The sequence below is a fragment of the Winogradskyella aurantiaca genome, from assembly GCF_003362725.1.
In the GTDB taxonomy this organism is placed as follows: Bacteria; Bacteroidota; Bacteroidia; order Flavobacteriales; family Flavobacteriaceae; genus Winogradskyella_A; species Winogradskyella_A aurantiaca.
Genome location: NZ_QKTV01000001.1, coordinates 806,276 through 831,543, shown reverse-complemented (window position 1 = coordinate 831,543; position 25,268 = coordinate 806,276). Strand labels below are relative to the sequence as shown.

The following is a 25,268-nucleotide window of genomic DNA, read 5'->3' as shown; positions in this document are numbered from 1 at the left end:
TTAATTAATTTCTTTTGTTGTTGTGTTTTCTGCAATTTCTATGGTCTCCTCATTATCAACTTTTGGAGTCTCGATCATTTCTACCTCAACTGCTTTATCCTCTTTTTTAGAAGCACCTTCATCACCTCCAGTTAACATTCCACCAAAGCTCATAAATCCAATGGCCATAAGACCTGTGATTATAAATGTTATCCCTAGTCCTCTAAGTGGTGCTGGTACATTTGAGTATCTGATCTTTTCACGAATGGCCGCAATTGCTAAAATCGCCAGGAACCATCCGATACCTGAACCAATACCATAATTTAAGGCTAAACCAAAGGTGGCTATTTCTCTAGACTGCATAAATAGTGAGCCACCTAAAATCGCACAGTTCACAGCAATTAATGGTAAGAATATACCAAGTGAGTTGTACAGTGATGGAGAAAACTTTTCTACTATAATTTCAACCAATTGTACCATAGTTGCAATGGTTGCAATAAACATTATAAATGAAAGGAAACTCAAATCGTATGACGCAAATTCAGGCCCTAACCATTTTAAAGCACCTGGTTGTAAAATGTATTGATCCAACAACCAATTTAATGGTACCGTAATAGCTAATACGAATATAACGGCAGCTCCAAGACCCACAGCTGTTGATACCTTTTTAGAAACGGCCAGGTATGAACACATTCCAAGGAATGTTGCAAATACCATGTTGTCTATAAAAATTGACTTAAAAAATAACTCTATATGTTCCATAATATCTCGTTACCAGAGAAAACTATCTCTAAATTAGTCTTCGATTAATGCTTTATTTCTACTTCTTTGAACCCATATAAGAATTCCAACAACTATCAGAGCCATTGGCGATAACAACATAAACCCGTTGTTTTCATATCCAATAGCATACAATCCTGTTTTTTCAATTGGGTCACCTAATACTTTAAATCCTAATAGGGTACCTGATCCTAACAATTCTCTAAAAAAACCAACAATAATTAGGATAACACCATAACCTAAGGCATTTCCAATACCGTCAAGAAATGATCTCCATATACCGTTCCCAAGAGCAAAGGCCTCAAATCGCCCCATAATGATACAGTTGGTGATTATCAAACCAACAAAGACTGATAATGTTTTACTTAATTCATAAGCAAAGGCTTTTAAAACCAAATCAACTATAATCACTAAAAAGGCAACTACAACCAGCTGAACGATAATTCTTATTTTTGAAGGAATAATATTTCGCATTAATGAAATTACCACATTTCCGACTCCCATCACAAAGAGTACGGAAATGGACATTACAATTGACGCCTTTAATTCTGCTGTAATTGCTAAAGCCGAACAGATACCCAATACCTGAATGGTAATTGGATTGTTATCTGCTAATGGATCTAAAATTAACTTACTGTCCTTTTTTGATAATAATCCCATAGCTTATTTTTTTAGGTTTTGGAAGAAAGGCACATACAGCCTAAGGTCACTTTTAATCATGGCGGTAACACCATCGCCAGTAATAGTTGCACCAGCTAAGGCATCAACTTTAAAATCTGTTTTACGTTGATTAGTTGGATCGGCATTTCCTTTAGCAACAGTTACTCCTTGGAAATTTCCAGATTCGTCCATTAAATGTTCACCGATAAAATCATCCATAAAATAGCGCTCTTTAATATTAGCACCTAATCCTGGAGTTTCACCCTTATGATCAAAATACGCACCTTGAACAACCATATTCTCATCCAAGCCTACATATCCCCAGATAGCATCCCATAGACCTTTGCCATAAATTGGAGCGATGTAAATCTTTTCTCCATCCTTTTCTCCGATGAATAAAGGCATTCTTCTGGCCTTACCGTCTTTGGCGTTCGATTTCTCTTTTTTAATATCAATCAAATAGGGTTCATCACCGTTCTCATCAAGATATTCTTGACGGGTTTGTTGTTTTATAATTTCCCCATCTTCAACTGTAAGAACAAGTTGTTCAACTATATTAGCATCAAAAGCCTCTGGCGCTTTATCAGTTGAAATAAAAACAGCACTTGTTTCGTCATTGTCATTAATACCCATTGCGTAAAGGATATTTTGCTGTTTTTCTAAACGCTTGTTCTCGTCTATTCTTCCACTTAAGGCTGAGGCCGCATAAGCTAATAATGATCCTACAATTGCAACCATTACTACTGCAAAAATAATTGTATACGAGTTCTTGTCTGTTCTATTTTCCATCCTTAGGCAACTTTAGCTTTTAGACGTTTCATTCTTCTTTTTACATTTCCTTGGACCACGTAATGGTCAATTGTTGGTGCAAATACGTTCATTAAAAGAATCGCTAAGAACACACCTTCTGGGTAGGCCGGGTTAAATACGCGGATCATAATTGATATGAACCCTATTAAAAACCCGTAAATCCATTTTCCTCTATTAGTTTGGGACGCTGTAACCGGATCAGTTGCCATATACACGGCACCAAATAAAATACTTCCAATGATAAGATGTTGCCAGAACGGTACACTCATTAAGCCGTAAAACTTACTTGACTCTCCAATCCAACCAGCATCAGCCACTCCGTTAAATATAAGACCCATGGCTAAGGCTCCAATTACCGTACTCAGCATAATTCTCCAACTACCGACCTTAGTGAAAATCAAGAATAAACCACCTGCAATAATTAGTAGTTTGGATGTTTCACCAACAGATCCAGGTATGAATCCCATAAACATGTCGTATAAACTGTATCCTAACTCCGTATTTTGAGCATAGGCCCCTAATAGAGTTTCCCCTGATATAGCATCCGCTGTACCTGCTCTTTCAACAGCACCATGTACCCAAACCTTATCACCTGACATCCATGTTGGATATGCAAAAAACAAAAAGGCTCTGATTGTTAGGGCTGGGTTTAAAATATTCATTCCGGTTCCACCGAAAACTTCTTTTCCAATAACAACACCAAAGGCAACAGCAACAGCTAGCATCCATAAGGGTAAATCAATTGGAACAATAAGTGGCACCAACATCCCTGTAACCAAATACCCTTCTTCTACTTCGTGACCTTTAATAACTGCAAAAAGGAATTCTATTGCTAAACCTACCCCATATGATACCACCACAAGTGGCAATACTTTTATGAGTCCTATATAGAAAGCATCCCAGGAAAGAAAATCAACCGGTGTTCCAAGTGCAGCAAAATGCTGATAACCCGCGTTAAACATTCCAAAAATCAAACAAGGTACCAAAGCCATAATAACTGTATTCATGGTACGCTTTAAATCGTCAGCTGCCTTAATGTGTGTACCACCATGGGTGGTTTCGTTTGGCAGATATAAAAAAGTATGTATGGCATTAAAGGCTGGAGCCATCTTAGTGCCCTTGTACTTTTCTTTTAATTGATGTAGTGTCTCTTTCAAAGCCATTATCCTATTTCTTTAAGCATTAAGTCTAATCCTTCTCTTATAATTTGTTGGTGTGGTTGTTTTGAAACACACACAAACTCTGTCAAAGCGAAATCTTCTGGTGCTACCTCGTACATTCCAAGTGCTTCCATTTCATCTAGATCCTTGTACTTACATGCCTTTAAAATCTGCATTGGATAAATATCTAGAGGAAAAACCTCTTCATAAGTCCCAGTAGTTACAAAGGCTCTGTGTTCGCCATTTGTATTGGTATTTAAATCAAATTTCTTATTTGGTGTTAACCAAGAAAACGTCAATGCTCTGGACGTTGATATCTTATTAAAGATAGGCTTATTCCATCCAAAAAACTCATAGTCGTCACCTTCTGGAATAACAGTCACAACATTACTGTAATAGTCCAAATAACCATCAGGACCAATATGTTTACCCGATAAAACATTACCAGAAATAATACGGTCGTTTGATCCTTTTTCAATGCCATTATCATAAACCATAGTGGCTATTTCTGACCCTATTTTAGTTCTAAAATATCTTGGTTTTTTAACCGAAGAACCTGCAAAGGCAATCACTCTTTCAGCATTGAATTTACCTGTTAGTACTAATTCGCCAATGATAACCAAATCCTGTGCATTAACAGTCCAAACTACTTCACCCTTATTTATTGGATCCACTTTGTTGATAAGAGTTCCTACGTTACCCGATGGGTGTGGACCCGATACTTTATGAAGTTCAACGCCGTTTAGCGAAGCCAAGGGAGAATTAGATTTTTTACCAACGGAAACATGTACCGCTCCTGACGTTAACTTCGAAAGGACATCAATAGCCGCTTGCAGTTCTTTTTCCTTACCTTCAAGAGTATAATCCAGATCAGCCGCAAGGGGTGCACTTGCATAACCACTTACAAAAATACCTTTTGGAGTGTTAGCAGGATTTGCAACAACATCATAAGGTCTTTGCTTAATAAATGGCCAACATCCTGACTCTAAGAGATAGGCTTTTACCTTCTCCGCATCAGAATTTAAATCTAAGGCTCCGTGCTCAACATAAGTCTGAGTCTTGTCGGCCTGAATCTTTATAGCATCAATTCTTCTCTTTGGCCCACGTTGAATTTCGATCACCTCTCCAGAAACAGGAGAAACAAATTTCATATCTTCATTTTCCTTATTGAAAAATAAAGTTGCTCCAGCTTTAATCTTGGTACCTGCTTTAGCTACTAATTTTGGGGTGATACTGTGGAAATCTTCAGGTCTAACACAATAAAAATTACTGATAATGGCATTTTCAGTAGTTTTCTCAGCTTGTCCAACTAAGTTGATGTTTAAACCTTTCTTAATTTTTATGTCTTTTGACATGTGTAGTAAAGATTTAGTTATCTAAAAAAAACGCTGCAAATCTACGAATAAATGGACAAAATTGAATCAGTTCAAATGCATCTTTTTTATTTATACCAATTATAAATAGAGCTGATTATATTAGGTATAGATTTTGTTTATCTTTAAAATCTCATCTTTAGTTCTATGCTCAAAAAACTACTAATTGGACTCCTTTTCGTTTTGCACACTCCTATCGTTTTTTCTCAGGTGTTTGAAACAAGCCCACCAGATCATATTAAAACCATAACATTTAAAGGAAATACGCCTGAAAGTCAGCTGCCAGTTATTCGTTTAGGGGACCCCTTAGTGTTAGAATTTGATGCCTTAAATGCAAAAGAAGAAGATTTCTATTACATCATTCAGCATTGTAATTATGACTGGACTCCTTCAATTCTTGCTAAGACGGAATACTTAAGAGGTATTGATAATCAAAGAATTTCTACTTATGAAAATTCGTTTAATACATATGAGATATATTCTCATTATACATTAACCATCCCCAATACCTTGACCAGAGGTTTCCTTAAAAGTGGGAATTATATGATCTTTATTTATGACGACTTTGGTGAACTCATGTTCTCAAGGAAATTTATGATCTATGAAGATATTGCCAGTGTAGGTGCGGTTGTTAAGAGAACGCGCGATATGAATACAATTCAAGAACGTCAAACGGTGAACTTCGTTATAAATAGTGGCAGGATCAATTTTAATAATCCAATGGAAACCGTAAAAGCGCTTGTCGTACAAAATAACAATCTTAATACGGCTATAATTAATCTAAAACCACAATATATCCTTGGAAACGAACTTGAATACCGGTACAGTGAAGAATCGGCATTTTGGGGTGGTAATGAATACCTTTATTTCGAAAACAGAGATGTGCGCGTTGGAAACGTGGGAATTCAATTCATAGATTTAAAAGACATTTACAATAGCTATCTATTTACACAAGAGCCTCGAAAGGGTCGTGAGTACACCTATAACCCTGATATTAATGGTAACTTTAAAATCACCGTAATCGACTCTAGAGATACTAGAACAGAGGCCGATTATACCATGGTTCACTTTTCCTTGAGGATGCCAGAACTTCCTCCGAATGAAGCTGTATTCATTTATGGAAATTATAATAGTTACGCCATTGACAACTCAAATCGAATGATTTATAATTCTGACCGTGGCATGTATGAATGTAGTATGAAATTAAAGCAAGGCTTTTACAACTATAAATACGTGATTGTTGACTCTGAAGGCTACCTTAATGAAGGCGGTATAAGCGGTAACTATTGGCAAACGGAGAACAACTATAAAATATTAGTTTATTATAGAGATCTAGGAGCGCGATTTGATAGACTCGTTGGATTTGGGGAAACAACCTCCGTTAATATTACCAATTAATAATATGAAGTGTTATGGTTAAAATAATGCCCTCATTACTTAATGGACTCTTCACCAGAAAAAAACCTTAAGTTGTATTTGGTACTTATTTATCATCTAAAACCTATCTTAAAGTTAAAATTTACCGAAATTTTAGTACCATCTAACCGAGAAGCTCCCTTTAGATGCTATTTTTATCTTACTTTTATCAGATACAGTACGTGATATGGTTACCCAAATTACAAGTGGCATAAAAATATCTGTAGAGACAAGCTTTGAAGGCACCTTCTTTAAGAACTATAAGGTACATTTTGCTTTTGGTTATGAAATTACCATTGAAAACCAAAGCAAGTTAGCTGTTCAGCTTGATTCGAGATTTTGGTCTATTTACGATGCTCTAAATAATATTGAAACAGTTGAAGGTGATGGAGTAATTGGCCAACAACCAATTATTTATCCAGGATCTCAACACACCTATAATTCTGGATGCTTATTGGTATCCCCGTTTGGAGCCATGGAAGGTCACTACAATATGGTCGGTCTCGATACCGGCGATTCGTTCAAAGTTCAAATCCCAAGATTTGAATTATCGGCGCCTTTTGCACTCAACTAGCGTCTTTCTCTAAAATATCAAATCTATAAATTCGGTCGTTCTGTTTCACATGGAAGTACAGACAATTAGAATCATGCATGAATACATATGATTGTTCTATATGGAATGTGGGATCTGAAATCTTATATTTTGCACTTACATCCGTTCTACCCGAATCCGAAATTCTTTTAAAGCCATATATTGCCCTACTTCCTATATCCTGCAAAAGAAACCAAGCACCTGACCCAATACCAGATAGCCACTGCGCCTCCCTTTCTGGTTTGGCCATTTTTTCTTGACTAACACCATTCAATTTAACTCGTGTTAACCTATCGAAAAATAAACTAGCATTAAGTTTAATTCTACTAGATTTAAAATCTGAGATCTCCCCATTACCTGTTATCTCATATACTTTTTGACCAGTATTTGCAATAACCACATTACTTACGGAACTCGGACTAAACCATTGTGACTGTTTCAGTTTATTGACAACATCCTTGTCCCTCACAGAACTTATTAAGGCTTCCGTAACAAACCTTACGCAATTCGTAGCCTGAGATTTAAAGGCGCCGTAGTGGATAAACTTTCGATTCTGAAGTGTAGTTACATACGTTTTTATACTCCTGTAATCCACCACATCACAAACAGAGGCAATGAGTTTTCCTTCTCCATGTGTAAGTTCCCTACTAAGAGCAAGCACCTTTAAAATTTCATCAAGATTCATTATCCGATCCTCTTGAATATCTGCCACCATTTTAAAATTTAACTCACTATCCGTATTAGCGCTTCGAACCCTTCCATAAGGTTCTGGTGTTATATATCTACCAAAATCAAAATACTCTAAAAGACCGGTTCCTTTGTTAATCACGACCATAGCGGCATGGCCTGCCCTTACATAACCTTTCCTTCCAATCCCTACATAGGGTAACAATGGGGAATACCATTCGCTTGAAACACGCACAATAGTTTCAGGAAAGGCTAATACCAGAACAAAGGCTTGATTATGATCATTAAAAGTTGGCACCACCTAGAATTTAAATTAAGAGTCTCCTAACAGCATAGAAACTTACAAAAAATTGACTTTTGATTAACGCTTAGCTAGTCTATAAAATCAACCATTTGTTGTAAATTTGCACCACTAAAAACTAAACATAAAAATATAATAGAATGGGAAAAGGATTCTTCAATGTGCCAGTTGCCGTAAATGAACCTGTAAAGTCATATGCACCTGGAACACCTGAACGCACCGAAGTTCTGGAAGCCTACAAATCACTTTACAACTCCACGACAGATGTACCATTATATATCAATGGTAAGGACATCACTACAGGTAATACCAGAACCATGTCTCCCCCACATGATCATAAACACATTTTAGGTCAATACCATCTAGCTGCGAAATCTCATGTTGAGCAGGCAATCACTACTGCTCTTGAAGCTAGAAAAACCTGGTCTGTGCTACCATGGGAACAGCGTGCAGCCATTTTCTTAAAAGCAGCCGAATTAATAGCTGGTCCTTACCGGGCAAGAATAAACGCAGCTACTATGCTGGCTCAGTCTAAAACAATTCATCAAGCAGAGATTGATGCAGCTTGTGAATTAATAGACTTCTTAAGATTTAATGTTCAGTTCATGACTGACATATATATGGAACAACCAGAAAGTAATGGTGACGCATGGAATAGAGTCGAGTACCGTCCACTTGAGGGCTTCACATACGCTGTTACTCCTTTCAACTTTACAGCTATAGCCGGAAATCTACCAGCATGTATGGCTTTGATGGGAAACGTTGTTGTATGGAAACCAAGTGATAGCCAGGTGTTTTCTGCAAAGGTGGTTATGGACGTGTTTAAAGAAGCGGGAGTTCCTGATGGTGTTATAAACGTGGTTTTTGGTGATCCTGTAATGATTACTGAAACTGTGTTATCTAGTCCTGATTTTTCTGGACTCCATTTCACAGGATCCACTTATATTTTTAAAGAACTTTGGAAGCAAATTGGTAATAATATTCATAGTTATAAAACCTATCCTAGAATTGTAGGAGAAACAGGTGGTAAAGATTTTATTGTTGCTCATTCTTCTGCCAATGCTAAACAAGTTGCTACTGCAATTACCAGAGGTGCTTTTGAATTTCAGGGGCAGAAGTGTAGTGCCGCCTCTCGCGCTTATATTCCAGAAAGCTTATGGGAAGATGTCAAAAACTTCGTAGTTGAAGATGTCAATTCCTTTAAAATGGGATCGCCTGAAGACATGAGCAATTTTGTTACTGCAGTTATTCACGAAGGCTCATTTGATAAGCTAGCTAAATATATCGATCAAGCCAAAGCCGATTCTGACGCTGAAATTTTAGTAGGGGGCAATTACGATAAGTCAACGGGATATTTCATTGAACCTACAGTAATTTTAACTACAAACTCAAAATATGAAACCATGTGTACAGAATTATTTGGGCCAGTGATTACGATTTATGTATACCCAGATAATGAATACTCAGAAACTTTAGCATTAGTTGATGAAACAAGTGAATATGCATTAACTGGTGCTATTTTAGCAACAGACCGCTATGCTATTGACGAGGCTACTGTGGCATTACAAAATTCTGCTGGAAACTTTTACATAAATGACAAACCAACCGGAGCTGTTGTGGGACAACAGCCATTTGGAGGTGCAAGAGCGTCTGGAACTAATGATAAAGCTGGAAGTGCTCAGAATTTATTACGATGGGTTTCACCAAGATTAATTAAAGAAACGTTTGTTACACCTGTCGACTACAGGTATCCGTTCTTGGGTTAATCAAAAAAAACAAAAGGCACCAAATGGTGCCTTTTTTATTTCTTCTTTAATGGAATGTGAACCACTGACTTCGTCTCAAAAAAAGCTTCATTAAAATAGTCATTAAGTGGATAAATAGTTGCGTTGGGAAACCTTTTAAGTTCTTCCTTAAGATCTCCACCTTTCAAATACAGAATACCGTTTCTTAGGTCGTGCTTACTTTTTTTGCTCACCTTACCCTTTGTCCAATTATAGAAAGTATTCATTTGTGTCACTGCTCGGCTTACGATAAAATCAAATTCTCCATTAACCTTTTCTGCACGTTGATGTGAGGCGGTTAGATTGGTTAATCCTATGGCGTCTTTAACACCATTGACTACCCTTATCTTTTTACCAATGCTATCTACCAGGTGAAAATGTACTTCAGGAAATAAAATAGCCAAGGGGATTCCTGGAAATCCACCTCCTGTCCCAATATCCAAAATTTTAGTTCCTGGCAAAAAACTCAAAACTTTGGCAATACCAAGAGAATGTAAGACGTGCCTTAAATATAGTTCATCAATATCCTTTCTAGAAATAACATTAATCTTAGCATTCCACTCCATGTAAAGTGCATGCAGTGATTCAAATGCCTGCACTTGTTCTTCGTCAATATTTGGGAAGTATTTGTGTACTAATTCCATAGCGTTTTCTGGCGATAAAAATACTGTTTTTTAATTCTTAATAAATTCTGTTAAAGCAAGTCAAGACCATTTCAATAATGGTTATCTTTGAATTTTCAAAATTTAAACCCTAAATTCTTATGGCGTCTCAGACCCTTTCATTTTCAAGAGTAGATTCTGCTAAGTTTTTTAGAACCCTCAATAAACGCGTAAATAATTACTTCAAAGAAAATAATATAAAGCGCACAGGGAATTGGCAACTATGGGTAAAAACAGTAATTATGTTTGCTATATTTCTCACCCCATATTTTTTATTATTAACACTCAATATCCCAACATGGGGTCAGTTATTGTTAACCATTGTTATGGGAATCGGTATGGCCGGTGTTGGTATGAATGTAATGCATGATGGTAATCACGGCTCCTTCTCAAATAAAGAATGGGTGAACCGAATTATGGGAAGTTCTATATATATATTAGCAGGAAATGTATATAATTGGCAAGTGCAGCATAATGTTTTGCATCATACTTATACCAATATTCATGGTCATGATGAGGATTTAGAAGCCGGTCGGATTTTGCGTTTCTCTGAACACTCTGAGTGGAGAAAACACCACAGATTTCAACATTTATATTCGATCTTACTATATGGTTTACTAACCATTAATTGGGCCATAACCACTGATTTTCTTCAAATGCGCAGATATATGAAACGCAAACTTTCTTATGGGAAATTGCCTAGTCCTGTAGCTAATTGGAGTAAACTAGTAATTACAAAAATGATATACTTATCCATGTGGATCGTGCTGCCGGTTTTATTAACTGATATCCCCTGGTATAAGGTATTACTCGGATTTTTCATAATGCATTACGTAGCTGGCTTAATTTTAAGCGTCGTCTTTCAGTTGGCGCACGTGATGGACGAAGCCGAGATGCCCGTACCTGAAAAAGATGGTACGATGAAAAATACCTGGGCTATTCATCAGCTTAAAACCACAGTAAATTTTGGCGCTAAGAACTGGTTAGTAAATTGGTATACTGGTGGCTTAAACCATCAGGTAGAGCACCATATTTTTCCTCACATCAGTCATATCCATTATGGCAAAATTGCAAAGATAGTGAAGGAGACTGCGAAGGAATTTAACCTGCCTTATAAGGAATATAAAAGTACACGCAAAGCAGTCATCGCCCATTTCAAGTTTTTAAGAGAAATGGGGATTAAACCCGCCGTTGCTTAAACACATACTAATATCAATTCAATGAATCATCTTTCTGATAGAATTAATAATCTATCAACTTCAGCTACATTGGCCATGGCTGCTAAAGCCAGAGAATTAAAAAATCAAGGTAAAGACGTCATAGGCCTAAGTTTAGGTGAACCTGATTTTAACACTCCTGACTTTGTAAAAGATGCAGCTATAACTGCTATTAATGAAAACTACAACAGTTACACTCCTGTCGACGGTTATGCTGATTTAAAACAGGCAATAATCACCAAGTTTAAACGTGATAATAATTTGAACTATGATCCTTCTCAAATACTAGTGTCAACTGGAGCTAAACAGTCTTTAGCTAACATTGCAGCTGTAATGTTAAACGAGGGTGATGAGGTCATTCTACCCTGTCCTTATTGGGTTAGTTATAGTGATATAGTTAAATTAAACGGAGGGGTCCCTGTGGAGGTTACCACAGATATTAGCACTGATTTTAAGATGACCCCACAACAATTGGAGAATGCCATTACACCTAAAACCAAGATGCTTTGGTATAGTTCTCCTTGTAATCCAAGTGGTTCTATTTACAGTGAAAAAGAACTTCGTGGAATAGCCGAGGTCCTTGAAAAGTATCCAAACATTTATGTGGTTTCTGATGAAATCTACGAGCATATTAACTATGTTGGGGGTCACTTTGGGATGGCTCAAATCCAAAGCATGTACGATCGTACTATTACAGTTAATGGTGTTTCTAAAGCATTTGCCATGACTGGATGGAGAATTGGATATATTGGTGCGCCGGACTGGATTGCAAGAGCTTGTAATAAAATGCAGGGGCAGGTGACTAGTGGCGCCAACTGTATTGCTCAACGCGCCGTAATCACCGCTTTAAATGAACCTCCCTCAAGAGTACAATACATGATCGATGAATTTAAGAATCGAAGAGAGTTGATTCTTGGTTTATTAAAAGACATTCCAGGATTTAAAGCTAACAATCCTGAAGGGGCTTTCTATGTCTTTCCAGATATTAGCTATTATTTTGGAAAAACAATTGCAGGCAAACAAATAAAAAACGCTTCAGACTTCGCCATGCTTTTACTTGAAGAGGCTCTTGTAGCAACTGTAACTGGAGAAGCCTTTGGTAACCCAAACTGCATACGTATTTCTTATGCTGCTTCCGAAGAACAGATAAGGGAGGCTGCACAAAGAATCAAGACGTTATTGTCATATGGCCTTTAGCTGTGTAAGCACAAAGCACATTAGAACCAGAAAGATTATTGCTGTTAGAGCAAAGACTTTAGCAGATCTAATCTGATTTTCTGTTTTCATCTTCTTCCTTATATCTCTGAGCGTTTTAGAGCTTGCTTTTGGAAGATTGTAACCTTTGGCGCTTCTTTTAGAATTAGATACAAGTGTCCACTTACGCTTACTTCTTTTTTTAAGAAGTAATGCATTGTTCCTAAGAACTACATTCATAGTATGTGAAGCACTCATGGTGTAATTATTTAATAAAAAAGGGGCGCTGTTAAGCACCCCTTTTGAAATCTTAACTTGTTTTCTATTATAAAATAAGAGAAAAGAAAATTGCAAAAACAGCTAACTTAAGTATTACAGCTGCATGATTAATGCGAATAAATCTGGAAAACTTTAAATGCTGGCGCATTCCAAAAACTGATTTTAAATTCGCATCTGCATAAGTCTCATCTACATTCTTTTTGTAGGCTGACTTTAATAATCTCTCAGAATTGAATTCAAAAGGAGAACTCGAATCCGAGAGGGGAACGGTGTCTTCAAAAGTTAATGTTGTTTCCATTTTAAATGTTTTTTGTTTTTAATTGATTACACAGATAAGACGTTCAACACTTTAAAATGTTACAGTGGTAATTCTATAAACGTCTAAAAACCAATAAATAGGGATGATCAGCGCTTTCTCCAGAAGAAGGGGGTAAGAAGTATTAATACGGTAAACAATTCAAGACGCCCGAGTAACATCATAAATGCGGCCCACCATTTTCCTAGTTGTGGTAGTGCGGCATAATTGTTGACTGGACCAAAGTCACCGAGTGCTGGACCAACATTACCAAGACTAGAAGCCGACAATCCAATAGCCGATTCAAAATCAATCTGAAACATTGAAAATACCAACCCACCTATAATAAATAGTAGCATGTAGAGAATGAAAAATGCCAGTATATTAAATACAATGTCTTTAGAAACGGATTTACCGTTATATCTAACGGGTAAAATTGCATTAGGATGCAGCGATCGGTTAAACTCTAAAAAACCATTTTTTATAAGCACTAAATGTCTAACCACCTTAACACCACCCGCTGTACTTCCCGCTGATCCACCGAGAAACATAAGTCCAAAAAAGAAAACTGTAAGAAATGGGGTCCATGCTGTATAATCTGCCGAAACAAACCCAGTGGTAGTAACAATTGCAAGAACTTGAAATAAACCATGGCGCACTGCACTCTCCAATTGACCTAACACCATGGGATGGTCTACTGTTGATTGAGTGATATCTGCTCGAAAATAAATTAGTAACGCCGCTACTATGGTAAAGATGGTAATAAACTTAAAATATAATTTAAACTCCTCATCTTTAAAAATCTTTTGGACCTTCCCCTTAAATGCAAAATAACTCAGTACAAAATTGGTTCCAGCAAGAAACATAAATAGCATCACTATATATTGAATAACTGGAGTATCATTCCAATGTGCAACACTTGCATTCTTAGTTGAGAATCCACCAGTTGACAGAGTACTCATAGCATGGTTAATGGCATCAAAAAAAGACATTCCTGCTACTTTTAAAAGAATAGTTTCGGCGGCAGTATATCCAAAATATATAAGCCATAACCTTTTAGCTGTGTCTGTTATTCGAGGATGCAATTTATCGCCTCCAGGCCCTGGAGCCTCTGCCGCAAATAGCTGCATACCCCCAATTCCAAGAAGCGGTAAAATAGCAATAGCTAAAACAATAATCCCCATACCACCGATCCAATGGGTTAAACTTCTCCAAAAGAGCACTCCCTTTGGAATGACCTCAATATCATTTAAGATACTTGCTCCAGTAGTAGTATAACCAGACATGGTTTCAAAAAAAGCATTGGTAAATGAGGGAATAGCCCCAGTAATTACATAAGGAAGTGTACCGGATAGCGACATGATTATCCACCCAAAGGCAACCACAATATATCCTTCCTTCTTGTTCATTTCTTTACGATGGTTTCTTGTACTAACCATCATAAAAATTCCTGTCAATAAAGTAACGATACCAGCCAAAAAGATCTCAAGTGTAACGCCATCTCTATAAATAAGACTCACAAGACCTGCTAAAAGCATGAAACCTCCATTAAACAATAACAGCAGGCCTAAAAAGTGAAATATAATTTTGTAATTGAGTCTCATGAATTGGCAATCATGATTCGAATGTAAGGGATTCCATTGTAAAAATTAAGCAAAGAATGCTTCAACTTCAGAAATTGATCGTGGTAAACAACAGACCACTACCCTATCGCCAGCTTCAATTCTAAAATCACCCAACGGGATCAGGCCTTCTTCATTCCTGATAACACCACCAAAAATAGCTGACTTTGGGAAATCTAAATCCTTGATACGTTTATTGGTGATCTTTGATTTAGGTTTGACAACAAACTCCAATAGTTCGGCATTCATGTTGGTTAGCTTAGTCATGGCAACCACCTCACCTTTTCTAATGTATCTAAAAATACTATTGGCAGCCAGGAGTTTTTTGTTAATCAGGGTATCAATTCCAATAGATTGGGACAATTGGAAGTAGTCCATATTTTCAACTAAGGCAATTGTTTTCTTCACTCCTTTATTTTTAGCCAATAAACAGGACATGATGTTTGTTTCAGAATTTCCGGTTACTGATATAAAGGCATCCATATCTGAAATATTTTCTTCTTCCAGAATTTCAACATTTCGTCCGTCTCCACAAATAACAAGAGCATTGGGCAATTCGTCGGCTAATTCTTCGGCAACAGTCTTTCTGCTTTCTACAAGTTTTACATTAAACTTACTAGCGCACAAATCTTTGGCGGTTTTATAGCCTATCTTACTTCCACCTAAAATCATGACATTCTTAATACCAACCTTTACCTTACCCGAAAGATCAAACAATTCTTTGTCACCACCTTTAGAAGTCATAAATACAACCTTATCACCTTCCTTAAATTGGGTATCTCCTCTAGGTATAATGGTGTATTGTGTCGCATAACGTTGTATTGCGATAGGTATAAAGTGTAAATCAGAATACAGTTCTGCCGCTTCCTTAACGGTTTTACCAACAAAACTAGCAGTTCTAGACAGTCTAAGACCTAGCATCGTTAGCGCCCCACCTTCAAACTCGTAAGTGTCGTTAAACCCGTATTGATTTAATAAAAGTTCAATTTCCGCCGAGGCCAATGACTCTGGAGAAATTAACTCATCAATACCCAAATCAGAAAATCCAACGGCATCTTTATGATCAATAAATTCGGTATTTGCAATTCTAGCAATTGTGCGTTTGGCTCCTAATTGCTTAGCCATAACACTAGCCGTTATATTGGTAGTCTCTGAAGAGGTCACCGCAATAAACAGTTCCGTGGAATCGATTCTAGCGTCCTTTAATAAGGAAATAGAAGTAGCGTCGCCTTTTATAGTTTTTATATCCAAATGCTCGCCAGCATAAGTAAGGCTTTCTTTGCGGTTATCTATAAGGGTGATTTCCTGAGATTCATAAGATAGGAGCTTCGCTAAATGAAATCCTACCTCTCCTGCTCCAGCAATGATTATTTTCATTTCAAACTATCTTGAAAAAACATACAAATATACATTTTATTTAAAGTTAAAATTATGCATTAAACTAATTATAATGTAGGGTTAAGTACTTCATCACGAGTCATATTATGGTATATTTGCCAAAAATTTTGAATGGCTAAGAAAGTTACTCCATATAAAGAAAGTCAGAAGAACAAGAAAGAACAGGTAACTGAAATGTTTGATACCATTTCAGAAGAATATGATGGTCTAAACCGTGTTATTTCCTTTGGCATAGACATTAAATGGAGGCAAAAGGTTGTTGATCTTGTCTCTTCAGTGAAACCACAAAAAGTTCTTGATGTAGCAACAGGAACTGGGGATTTAGCAATTAATCTTGTTGAGACTGGTGCGGAAGAAATTATTGGCTTAGATATAAGTCCTGGAATGTTGGACATCGGTAGAAATAAGGTTAGCAAGAAATCCTTGGATCAAAAGATATCGATGGTCATTGGCGATTCCGAAAAACTACCATTTGATGATGATACTTTTGATGCGATCACTGTCGCGTTTGGCATTAGGAATTTTATGAATTTAGATAAAGGACTATCTGAAATACTAAGGGTATTAAAACCTAACGGCTTATTTGTAATTCTTGAAACCTCGGTCCCTACCAAGCCATTTTTTAAACAAGGTTACCAAATTTACAGTAAATACATACTTCCTAATATTGGAAGACTCTTTTCAAAGGATAAAAAGGCATATTCCTATTTGAGCGAATCTGCATCTGTATTTCCTCATGGTGAGGAATTAAACAATATTTTAAGTAATATTGGGTTTATAAACGTTAAAGATTTACCACAAACATTTGGTGTTGCCTCCATTTATACCGCCTCAAAAGCCTAATATGAAGCATTTTATTTGTCTTATTCTTATATGTTTCTCTCTTAGTTCCTCAGCGCAACTATTCAGCAAAGAAAAGCTTAAAAACAAAGAAAATCTTGACAAAGAGACCCTTTCGTGGGGATATTACTTAGGATTTAATAGCTATGACTTTAAGTTTACCTATGAGGAAGATCTGAATGATATTCTGGTGGATAATACAGCAGGATTCCAGCTAGGTCTAATTGGAGATTTAAGGTTGAATGACTATTTGAATTTGCGCTTGGAACCAGGTGTTTTTTTTATTACCCGTACATTAAAATACGATGAAAGTTATTTTGAAGGTGAAGATTTTAACGACTCTGATTTAATAAGAGAGGTCAAATCTACGTACGTCCATTTCCCATTATTGTTAAAGGCATCAACTAAACGAATAAATAATTTTAAACCCTTTATTATTGGTGGCCTATCTATGGCTATCAATTTATCCAGTAATGAAGATAACCCTGATGACAACAGTGCTGGTCAATTTAGGATGACTAGTAATACCTACTTCTATGAAGTAGGATTTGGAATTGACTTTTATCTGCCTTATTTCAAATTCACCCCATCCATTAGAGGAATCTTTGCCATCAATGACGAATTAATTCGGGATAATGATCCTAACAGCCCCTGGACAGGCAATGTTAATTCTATGAAAACAAGAGGGATTTTTATTAACCTGGCCTTTAGATAGATCTCTTGATCTCTGCCAAACAGATGGCCGTCGCAGTAGCCACATTTAAACTTTCAGTTTCAATCACCTTAACATACTGGGGAATGGTAATCTTATTAGTAACCAATGCTTCTAATGATTGAGAGATTCCGTTCGATTCATTGCCCATTAACAAAATCCCTTGCATAGTAAAGTGAGTTTGATAAATGGATACACCCTTTAAATAGGTTCCATAAATAGGATTGGAATAGGATCTTAAATAATCTTCCAGATTCAAGTAGTGTATATTGATTCGGGATAAAGATCCCATTGAAGCCTGCACAACTTTAGAGTTATAGCAATCAACTGTTTGGTGGCTACAAATAATCTCAGTCACCCCAAACCAATCACAGAGTCTAATAATTGTTCCCAAATTTCCAGGATCTTTTATATCATCCAATGCCACAATAAGACCAGACTCATCCACAATGGTTTCTTTGGGAATCTCGAATATTGCAAGCGCCTTATTTGGGGTCTTAAGCTGAGAAATACGTCTGAGGTCACTTTCTGAAATAACTGAAACCTGCTCACGTTTAAATAATTCAGGATCTGTACTGTAGATTGAACGACATTTAAAATCTGAATTTAAAAATTCGATAATCCCTTTTCTTCCTTCAACCGTAAATAACTTCAGTTGGGTCCGGTTTTTTTTAAGACTAAGACCTTTAATTAACTTGATCTGATTCTTTGATAACATTAAAATGTCGTTACTTTTGTTTATGCATAAACACGAGCAAATTAGTATATTTTGGAATATTTTTTGCCCAATAGTGTTATTATCAGCAAATAATTGCCAAATTGAGATTTACTAGTTTTCGAAATTTACTTCAACGAAAAATATTTGACCTCCACTTAAGCTTATTTAGTGTTGGCATAGGAATAGTTCTCTTTTCTTGTAATGCTGTGAAACGGGTACCTGAATCTGAGTATTTGATCTCAAAAAATACCGTCATTGTAGATAGTAATGTTGTTAAGAACAAGACTGTTAAAAATCTAATTATTCAAAAGGAGAATGGAAAAATTGGCCTAATCAACATGCCGTTTAAACTGCACGTATACAATCTAGCTAGACCAAATATAGATTCTATCATTCAAGCCAAGGTATATGATAATGAAAAGAAGATGAAGCGCAGAACGAGTATTTATTCAAGAAAACAACTTGAAAATATGCTCCAATCTAAACGAAACTTTAATTCATGGCTAAAAAAGGTTGGCGAGGCTCCTGTAATTCTAGATGAAGCCCAAATAGAAAAAACCCTCCAGAACTTTAGAGCTTATTACTTTAAGAAAGGGTGGTTAGATAATGAGGTTAATTATTTGGTGACAAAAGACTCCACGCAGCGAGCCCAGGTAACTTATATAATAACAAAAAACAATCCTTACACACTAGACTCATTAAAATTAAGTATTGCAACTCCTGTGATTGAAACTATTTTCAAAAAACACAGAGAGGCTAGTCTTCTTGTACCAGGAGATCAATATAATGAAGACACCTATACCGAGGAACGTGAGCGTATTACCACCTTAATGCGTAATTCAGGTGTATATTATTTTGGGCAAGACAATGTATTTTTTGAATTGGATACTATTGGTAAGACCAATACCTTCGATGCGGAATTATTTATTACCAATAGACTAGTAAGGGATAAAGATTCCTCAAGAATAGAGCCTTTTAAAGTTTATAAAATAAAAAATATCAACATCTATACCGATGTAAAGATTAACCAGCGTGATAACAGAATAATTAAAGACTCGACCCAATTTAAAGGCTATAAATTATACAGTTATGACCGCATGAAATTTAAGCCAAAAGCTTTAACCGATGCTGTATTTATCACTGATTCTTCAGTCTACAGAGATATAGATCGAACCCGAACTTTGCGATACTTGAATCAACTCCAAATGTTCAGATACCCGAGCATCGAGTACATTGAAAACAAGGAGGACACCACATTAACCGCAAATATTTACCTGGCGCCAAAAAAGAAATACTCCTTGTTTTTTGAACCGGAAATCACCACAAGTAATATCCAGAATATTGGAATAGCCTTTAACACTGGTTTAAAAATAAGAAATGTCTTTAAAGGCGCCGAGTCATTGGATTTTTCCTTGTTAGGAAGTATCGGTTCTTCAACATCAGAGAATAGAAATCCAGATGATCCCTTCTTCAATGTCAATGAATTTGGTGGAAACATTGGGCTGACGGTTCCACGATTTTTACTGCCTTTTAATACTGATAGTATTGTACCTAAATACATGTCGCCAACAACACGCATCAATCTTACTGGTACTGGGCAAACCAATATTGGATTAGACAAACAGTCATGGTCAGGAATATTAACTTATGATTGGTTCCCATCCGAATCGGTAACTAATTCATTAGATCTAATAAACGCTCAATATGTAAGAAACCTAAATCCAAATGAATATTTTAATGTTTATACAACATCCTACAATCGATTGAATCAAATCGCAAAAGATATTGGTTACATTGATGATGATGAAAATTTGAGTATACCAGATGGTGCCAACATGTTTATTGAGGATGTAATAAACGAGGATACAATACTAGAACCAGGGGATCCGGAATATATTGATGTATTAAATATTGAAAGTCGTAAACAAAGACTGACTGAAAATAACCTTATCGTCTCAACCACCTTCCGATATCGTAAAGATAACAGAGAGGGGTTAACAGATAATACCTTTTACATTTTCAGATCTAACATAGAGTTGGCTGGTAATTTGTTGCAAGGATTATCCAGTCTTTTCAATGGCCCAAGAAATGCTGATGGAAGATATGAGGTTTTTGGGGTGGCCTTTTCGCAGTATGTAAAAACCGAATTAGATTTTGTAAAATATTGGGGCTTTGGCGGGAAAAATGTCTTGGCTGCCAGAAGCTTTGTTGGTATAGCCATCCCCTACGGAAATTCCACCAGTATTCCATTTGCAAAAAGTTTCTTTGCTGGGGGGCCTAATGATAATAGGGCATGGGCGGCATATAGCCTTGGTCCGGGAAGTGTTAATAATGGTGAGGAATTTAATGAAGCTAATTTCAAATTGCATTTTAGTTTGGAACAACGCTTTAATTTATTTGGAAGTTTTGATGGTGCCGTTTTTGTTGATGTCGGTAACATTTGGAATGTTCTTGATGATACAGAAGAACCAGGTGCAACTCTTACTGGAATTGCCTCTCTAAAAGACATAGCCGTTGGATCTGGATTAGGTCTTAGATATGACTTTGATTTCTTCGTCGCAAGACTTGATACCGGCTTTAAAACCTACAATCCCGCCAGAGAAATGAGCAAGCGTTGGTTTACAGATTTTAACTTTTCCAATGCCGTACTTAATATTGGTATCAACTATCCTTTTTAAGAGATTTCTTCATAATGGAAATACAACAATAGTCATATCCCCATTCGCTGAAAATCGTTATTTTTGACTTTTATTTAACAAAAAAATTGTCAACTAATGAGTCATTCAATTAAGCCCGGCGTTGCAACGGGTTACGAGGTTCAAAATATTTTCAAACTTGCCAAAGAAAAAGGGTTTGCATTGCCAGCTGTAAATGTCATTGGTTCAAATACTATCAATGGTGTTTTAGAGACTGCACGCGATTTAAATTCACCTGTTATCATTCAATTTTCTAATGGTGGTGCACAGTTTAATGCAGGCAAAGGAATGAATAATGAGGGACAAGCGTCTGCTATAGCTGGCGCCATAGCTGGGGCACATCATGTTCATCACATGTCTGAAGCATATGGAGTTCCTGTGATTTTACATACCGATCACTGCGCGAAAAAACTTCTTCCTTGGATAGACGGCCTCTTAGATGCGAGTGAAGCTCATTTTGAAAAAACAGGCAAACCACTTTTTAGTAGTCACATGATTGACTTATCTGAGGAACCTATTGAAGAAAATATTGCCATTTGCAAAACTTACCTTGAGCGCATGAAAAAAATGGGTATGACCTTAGAAATAGAATTAGGGATTACTGGTGGTGAGGAAGATGGTGTAGACAACAGTGATGTTGATGATTCTAAACTATACACACAACCTGAAGAGGTAGCATATGCCTATGAAGAATTAAGTAAAGTTAGTGATCAGTTTACTATAGCTGCCGCTTTTGGAAATGTGCATGGGGTTTACAAACCTGGCAATGTTAAACTAACACCGAAGATCTTAAAGAATTCTCAAGATTATATTAGTGAAAGGTATAATGTTGAACATAACCATATAGACTTTGTATTCCACGGAGGTTCTGGATCTACAGTTGAAGAAATTCGTGAGGGAATTAGCTATGGCGTTATAAAAATGAATATCGATACAGATTTACAGTACGCCTTTATGAGTGGAATTCGTGACTATATGGATGAGAAATCAGCCTATTTGCAAGGACAAATAGGGAATCCTGAAGGTGACGATGTACCAAATAAGAAATTCTACGACCCAAGAGTATGGCTGCGAAAAGGTGAACAGACATTCGTCGAACGTCTTAAAAAGGCATTCGAAGATCTCAACAACATCAATACTCTTTAATTCTGTTTAATCTTAGCATCAAATTAGAGATTAATTAAAGCACACAACTATGGCCTGGTTTAAAAGAAAAGACAAAGGAATCCAAACTACTACCGAAGAGAAAAAAGACACTCCCAAAGGACTGTGGTATAAATCCCCAACTGGTAAAATAATTGACACCAAGGAACTTGAGCAAAACCATTATGTAAGTCCTGAGGATGGTTACCATGTTAGAATTGGTAGTAAAGAATACTTTGAAATATTGTTTGATGACAACCAGTTTGAAGAATTAAATGCTGATTTGTCTTCAAAAGATCCATTAAAGTTTGTGGACACAAAAAAATATCCGGACCGTCTAAAGGCTGCCCATAAGAAAACTCATCTTAAAGATGCAGTACGTACAGCCGTTGGGAAATCTATGGGTAAGGATTTGGTAATTGCTTGTATGGATTTTGCTTTTATTGGTGGTTCTATGGGAAGTGTTGTTGGTGAAAAGATTGCGAGAGCTGCAGATTATTCCTTAAAAAACAACATTCCTTTTATGATTATCAGTAAATCGGGAGGAGCAAGAATGATGGAGGCTGCTTTATCGCTTATGCAATTAGCAAAAACTTCTGCCAAATTAGCACAATTAGCAGAAGCTAAAATCCCGTATATTTCTTTATGTACAGATCCAACAACGGGTGGTACAACAGCTTCTTTTGCCATGCTTGGTGATATAAATATCGCTGAACCTGGTGCCTTAATTGGATTTGCAGGCCCAAGGGTTGTAAGAGATACTACTGGAAAAGAGCTACCAGAAGGATTTCAGACCTCTGAATTTCTTTTGGAACATGGATTTTTGGACTTCATTACACATAGAAAGAATCTAAAAACACAAATAAATTTATATCTCGATTTAATTTTAAACCAACCCTTGAGAATAGCTTAAAGTGTTGATTTAAAATGATTTTCATAATATTGTAAGAGGAACCCAAATCTATAATCATGAATTATTTATTCAAAAATCTAGGAATTGTTTTGTTAGTCACATTGTTCTTTTCGTGTGACGAAATTGATGAACTAACAGAACTCAGATTAACTGAAGATTTCTCAACAACAGTTACAGTTAATTTACCCGATGACTCTATGGGAATCCCACAGAGTATCTCTGAAACAACTACAATAAGTCTTTCTGACAGCCCAGAAATAGAGGATTACCTGAATCTCATTCAAGATGTGACTATTAATTCTCTTACTTACGAGATTAATAATTACAGTGGAATAGAAAATGGCACCATTACCGAGGCTTCAGTTACTTTTAATGGAGAGTCTATAGGGGTTAGTGACATTAACTTACCCAATTCTGATTCTAATAACACAGTCTATGAAATTGAGAACACAGACCTTTTAACCGCTATTGGCAATGCACTTGAAAATAACAATGAAATTAGTATTGGTATTACTGGAACAGTAAACGGAACGCCTGTACAATTTGACATTATTATTACTCTTGAGACTACTGTTACTGTAGACCTTGTTTAAAAAAGAGAAGCGAGTAAACTAAGATTCACTCGCTTCAAACCAACCAACTTAAACTAACGTTCTAATTGAGCGTTATAGGAATTTCTTGACCGTTATTAAAGGTGAATGTCGCATTGTTATCACAACCGCCATCACCAAAGTCAAACACACCTCCAAAATTTGTGCGTTGTACTTCAAAGGAACCTGAAACAAAGTAGATACAAACAACTTCTCTTCTAAGAGGTTCAATCACCTCGTATGTATGCGTATTGCCGTTAACGAATGTTGTCGTCCAGTTCCCAGTAACTTCGTATACATTATCACTAAACAAACCACTTCCAGCACCTTCAATCCACTCTCTTATTTTTGTCCCGGTTCTTGAGGCTTGCATGCCATTTGGCCAAGTCACTGTAACGTCAAGATTATGTGTAAACATTGGATTACCATTCTCATTACTGCGTTCCCTTAGAATGGTTCTATTAGCTTCAATACCTTTTGCATTAAAGAAGAAATTGATTAAAACGTAGTTAATAAGCAGTTCCTGCGCTTCGGGATCTCTAGTGTACGTAACAACAATCTGACCTCTTAATAAATGATCTCTCACCAAACAGCCCTCATTACCAAAATCGATTACTAATTCTCTATAGTTTTGTTGTGTCGTTAATTGCACAGTTACACACTCCGGTAATGAAGGAGGTTGAGAAATTCTACCAGCATCATTGGTTTCGTAGGTTTCATAAGTGTCAATTACCAAATCGGCCAACACACTGTCCAACTCGTCAATTTCAGTAGAGTTGATAATCTCTGAGGTATCATCAATTAATGCATTGTCTTCATTAGTATCAATCGTATCTGAACAGGAGGTCGGCATTAGAACTAGACCCGCAACAATAACTAAGGATAGAAATTTTCTTTGATAAGGATTCATGATTTAATATTTTTTGAGTTAATGTGGTTATAAGACTGCTGATCAGAGAAATGGTTTAATACTGAAGAAAAAATCATTATTAATCTTTTTAGTAATTATCTAAAGTCCATCTAATTAAAATACTTATATTTGCCGCCTGAAAGAAAGACTTTCAGTATACATAATAATCATTGAAATAATATTGGAATGTATTTAACAAAAGAGACAAAAGAAGAAATCTTCGCTAAACACGGGAAAGGAAAAAACGATACCGGTTCTGCCGAAGGTCAAATCGCGTTATTTACTCACCGAATTAATCACCTGACTGGGCACCTTAAACAAAATCGTAAAGATTATAATACAGAGCGTGCCCTTGTGAAATTGGTAGGTAAGAGACGTGCCTTACTAGATTACTTAACTAAAGTAGATATCTTAAGATATCGTGCCATTGTTAAGGAGTTAGGCTTAAGAAAATAATACGAAACCACGCCCTTGTGCGTGGTTTTTTTATACATTAACTCATTCAGAAGAGTATAACAGCTGAACTTTAAAATTAAG

Annotated in this window: 25 protein-coding genes; 12 read left to right on the top strand and 13 right to left on the bottom strand. The window is 36.4% G+C overall.

What is annotated here, in order from left to right; genetic code table 11:
• Genes nqrE through DN064_RS03765 form a run of 5 tightly spaced genes read right to left on the bottom strand, consistent with a single transcriptional unit; the run spans position 1 to position 4,744 of the window.
• Positions 1-741 (bottom strand): NADH:ubiquinone reductase (Na(+)-transporting) subunit E, encoded by a 741-nt coding sequence (gene nqrE / locus DN064_RS03785; RefSeq protein WP_115461264.1) that lies wholly within the window; start codon positions 739-741, stop codon positions 1-3.
• A gap of 33 nt (positions 742-774) precedes the next feature.
• Positions 775-1,419 carry an NADH:ubiquinone reductase (Na(+)-transporting) subunit D gene (locus tag DN064_RS03780; protein ID WP_115461263.1) on the bottom strand — a complete coding sequence of 215 codons (645 nt, stop codon included), beginning with the start codon at positions 1,417-1,419 and terminating at the stop codon, positions 775-777.
• Positions 1,420-1,422: 3 nt separating this feature from the next.
• Positions 1,423-2,208 (bottom strand): Na(+)-translocating NADH-quinone reductase subunit C, encoded by a 786-nt coding sequence (locus DN064_RS03775; protein ID WP_115461262.1) that lies wholly within the window; start codon positions 2,206-2,208, stop codon positions 1,423-1,425.
• A 2-nt stretch (positions 2,209-2,210) separates the two neighbouring features.
• Positions 2,211-3,392 carry an NADH:ubiquinone reductase (Na(+)-transporting) subunit B gene (locus DN064_RS03770; RefSeq protein ID WP_115461261.1) on the bottom strand — a complete coding sequence of 394 codons (1,182 nt, stop codon included), beginning with the start codon at positions 3,390-3,392 and terminating at the stop codon, positions 2,211-2,213.
• Positions 3,392-4,744 (bottom strand): Na(+)-translocating NADH-quinone reductase subunit A, encoded by a 1,353-nt coding sequence (locus DN064_RS03765; protein WP_115461260.1) that lies wholly within the window; start codon positions 4,742-4,744, stop codon positions 3,392-3,394. Before DN064_RS03765 ends, DN064_RS03770 begins: the two co-directional genes overlap by 1 nt.
• Positions 4,745-4,909: 165 nt before the next feature.
• Between DN064_RS03765 and DN064_RS03760 the strand changes: the two genes are divergently transcribed.
• Both DN064_RS03760 and apaG read left to right on the top strand, forming a co-directional pair.
• The gene (locus DN064_RS03760) at positions 4,910-6,160 is read left to right on the top strand and encodes a type IX secretion system plug protein (protein WP_115461259.1); all 1,251 of its coding nucleotides are present in this window, start codon (positions 4,910-4,912) and stop codon (positions 6,158-6,160) included.
• A 205-nt stretch (positions 6,161-6,365) separates the two neighbouring features.
• The gene (gene apaG, locus DN064_RS03755; protein ID WP_115461258.1) at positions 6,366-6,752 is read left to right on the top strand and encodes a Co2+/Mg2+ efflux protein ApaG; all 387 of its coding nucleotides are present in this window, start codon (positions 6,366-6,368) and stop codon (positions 6,750-6,752) included.
• Here the strand turns inward: apaG and DN064_RS03750 are convergent.
• Positions 6,745-7,755: a DUF6695 family protein gene (locus tag DN064_RS03750; RefSeq protein ID WP_157962225.1), complete on the bottom strand. Its 1,011-nt coding sequence runs from the start codon at positions 7,753-7,755 to the stop codon at positions 6,745-6,747. The genes apaG and DN064_RS03750 overlap by 8 nt on opposite strands.
• A 143-nt stretch (positions 7,756-7,898) precedes the next feature.
• On the opposite strand from DN064_RS03750, the gene pruA reads away from it, so the two are divergent.
• Positions 7,899-9,524 (top strand): L-glutamate gamma-semialdehyde dehydrogenase, encoded by a 1,626-nt coding sequence (gene pruA, locus DN064_RS03745; RefSeq protein ID WP_115461256.1) that lies wholly within the window; start codon positions 7,899-7,901, stop codon positions 9,522-9,524.
• Positions 9,525-9,559: 35 nt separating this feature from the next.
• Here the strand turns inward: pruA and rsmG are convergent, their stop codons facing one another.
• Positions 9,560-10,186, bottom strand: a complete 627-nt coding sequence (gene rsmG, locus DN064_RS03740; RefSeq protein ID WP_115461255.1) for a 16S rRNA (guanine(527)-N(7))-methyltransferase RsmG — start codon at positions 10,184-10,186, stop codon at positions 9,560-9,562.
• A 119-nt stretch (positions 10,187-10,305) separates the two neighbouring features.
• Here rsmG and DN064_RS03735 point away from each other — a divergent pair, with 119 nt between their 5' ends.
• Positions 10,306-11,403 (top strand): fatty acid desaturase family protein, encoded by a 1,098-nt coding sequence (locus tag DN064_RS03735; protein WP_115461254.1) that lies wholly within the window; start codon positions 10,306-10,308, stop codon positions 11,401-11,403.
• 21 nt (positions 11,404-11,424) lie between these two features.
• Complete coding sequence (locus DN064_RS03730) at positions 11,425-12,618, top strand: pyridoxal phosphate-dependent aminotransferase (protein ID WP_115461253.1); 1,194 nt, start codon at positions 11,425-11,427, stop codon at positions 12,616-12,618.
• On the opposite strand, the gene DN064_RS03725 is transcribed toward DN064_RS03730, so the two are convergent.
• The 4 genes from DN064_RS03725 to trkA all read right to left on the bottom strand — a co-directional run bounded on the left by DN064_RS03725 (position 12,604) and on the right by trkA (position 16,188).
• Positions 12,604-12,873 carry a hypothetical protein gene (locus DN064_RS03725; RefSeq protein ID WP_115461252.1) on the bottom strand — a complete coding sequence of 90 codons (270 nt, stop codon included), beginning with the start codon at positions 12,871-12,873 and terminating at the stop codon, positions 12,604-12,606. The genes DN064_RS03730 and DN064_RS03725 overlap by 15 nt on opposite strands.
• A 67-nt stretch (positions 12,874-12,940) precedes the next feature.
• Positions 12,941-13,192: a hypothetical protein gene (locus tag DN064_RS03720; protein WP_115461251.1), complete on the bottom strand. Its 252-nt coding sequence runs from the start codon at positions 13,190-13,192 to the stop codon at positions 12,941-12,943.
• 107 nt (positions 13,193-13,299) lie between these two features.
• Positions 13,300-14,793, bottom strand: a complete 1,494-nt coding sequence (locus tag DN064_RS03715) for a TrkH family potassium uptake protein (RefSeq protein WP_115461250.1) — start codon at positions 14,791-14,793, stop codon at positions 13,300-13,302.
• A 45-nt stretch (positions 14,794-14,838) separates the two neighbouring features.
• Positions 14,839-16,188: a Trk system potassium transporter TrkA gene (gene trkA, locus DN064_RS03710; protein ID WP_115461249.1), complete on the bottom strand. Its 1,350-nt coding sequence runs from the start codon at positions 16,186-16,188 to the stop codon at positions 14,839-14,841.
• 132 nt (positions 16,189-16,320) lie between these two features.
• Here trkA and ubiE point away from each other — a divergent pair, with 132 nt between their 5' ends.
• Both ubiE and porT read left to right on the top strand, forming a co-directional pair.
• Positions 16,321-17,052: a bifunctional demethylmenaquinone methyltransferase/2-methoxy-6-polyprenyl-1,4-benzoquinol methylase UbiE gene (gene ubiE, locus DN064_RS03705; protein ID WP_115461248.1), complete on the top strand. Its 732-nt coding sequence runs from the start codon at positions 16,321-16,323 to the stop codon at positions 17,050-17,052.
• 1 nt (position 17,053) lies between these two features.
• Positions 17,054-17,764, top strand: coding sequence for a type IX secretion/gliding motility protein PorT/SprT (porT, locus tag DN064_RS03700; protein WP_115461247.1), 711 nt, complete (start codon positions 17,054-17,056; stop codon positions 17,762-17,764).
• On the opposite strand, the gene DN064_RS03695 is transcribed toward porT, so the two are convergent.
• The gene (locus DN064_RS03695) at positions 17,757-18,479 is read right to left on the bottom strand and encodes a TrmH family RNA methyltransferase (RefSeq protein WP_115461246.1); all 723 of its coding nucleotides are present in this window, start codon (positions 18,477-18,479) and stop codon (positions 17,757-17,759) included. The genes porT and DN064_RS03695 overlap by 8 nt on opposite strands.
• A gap of 101 nt (positions 18,480-18,580) precedes the next feature.
• On the opposite strand from DN064_RS03695, the gene tamL reads away from it, so the two are divergent.
• The 4 genes from tamL (at position 18,581) to DN064_RS03675 (ending at position 23,824) form a co-directional block, all read left to right on the top strand.
• The gene (gene tamL, locus DN064_RS03690) at positions 18,581-21,157 is read left to right on the top strand and encodes a translocation and assembly module lipoprotein TamL (RefSeq protein WP_232827361.1); all 2,577 of its coding nucleotides are present in this window, start codon (positions 18,581-18,583) and stop codon (positions 21,155-21,157) included.
• Between the two features lie 96 nt (positions 21,158-21,253).
• The gene (gene fbaA, locus DN064_RS03685; protein ID WP_115461245.1) at positions 21,254-22,321 is read left to right on the top strand and encodes a class II fructose-bisphosphate aldolase; all 1,068 of its coding nucleotides are present in this window, start codon (positions 21,254-21,256) and stop codon (positions 22,319-22,321) included.
• A gap of 49 nt (positions 22,322-22,370) precedes the next feature.
• Positions 22,371-23,231: an acetyl-CoA carboxylase, carboxyltransferase subunit beta gene (gene accD / locus DN064_RS03680; protein WP_115461244.1), complete on the top strand. Its 861-nt coding sequence runs from the start codon at positions 22,371-22,373 to the stop codon at positions 23,229-23,231.
• Between the two features lie 56 nt (positions 23,232-23,287).
• Positions 23,288-23,824, top strand: a complete 537-nt coding sequence (locus tag DN064_RS03675; protein ID WP_115461243.1) for a hypothetical protein — start codon at positions 23,288-23,290, stop codon at positions 23,822-23,824.
• Positions 23,825-23,885: 61 nt separating this feature from the next.
• Here the strand turns inward: DN064_RS03675 and DN064_RS03670 are convergent, their stop codons facing one another.
• Positions 23,886-24,731 (bottom strand): hypothetical protein, encoded by an 846-nt coding sequence (locus tag DN064_RS03670; protein WP_115461242.1) that lies wholly within the window; start codon positions 24,729-24,731, stop codon positions 23,886-23,888.
• Between the two features lie 186 nt (positions 24,732-24,917).
• On the opposite strand from DN064_RS03670, the gene rpsO reads away from it, so the two are divergent.
• Positions 24,918-25,187, top strand: coding sequence for a 30S ribosomal protein S15 (gene rpsO / locus DN064_RS03665; RefSeq protein WP_115461241.1), 270 nt, complete (start codon positions 24,918-24,920; stop codon positions 25,185-25,187).
• The last annotated feature ends 81 nt before the right edge of the window (positions 25,188-25,268 follow it).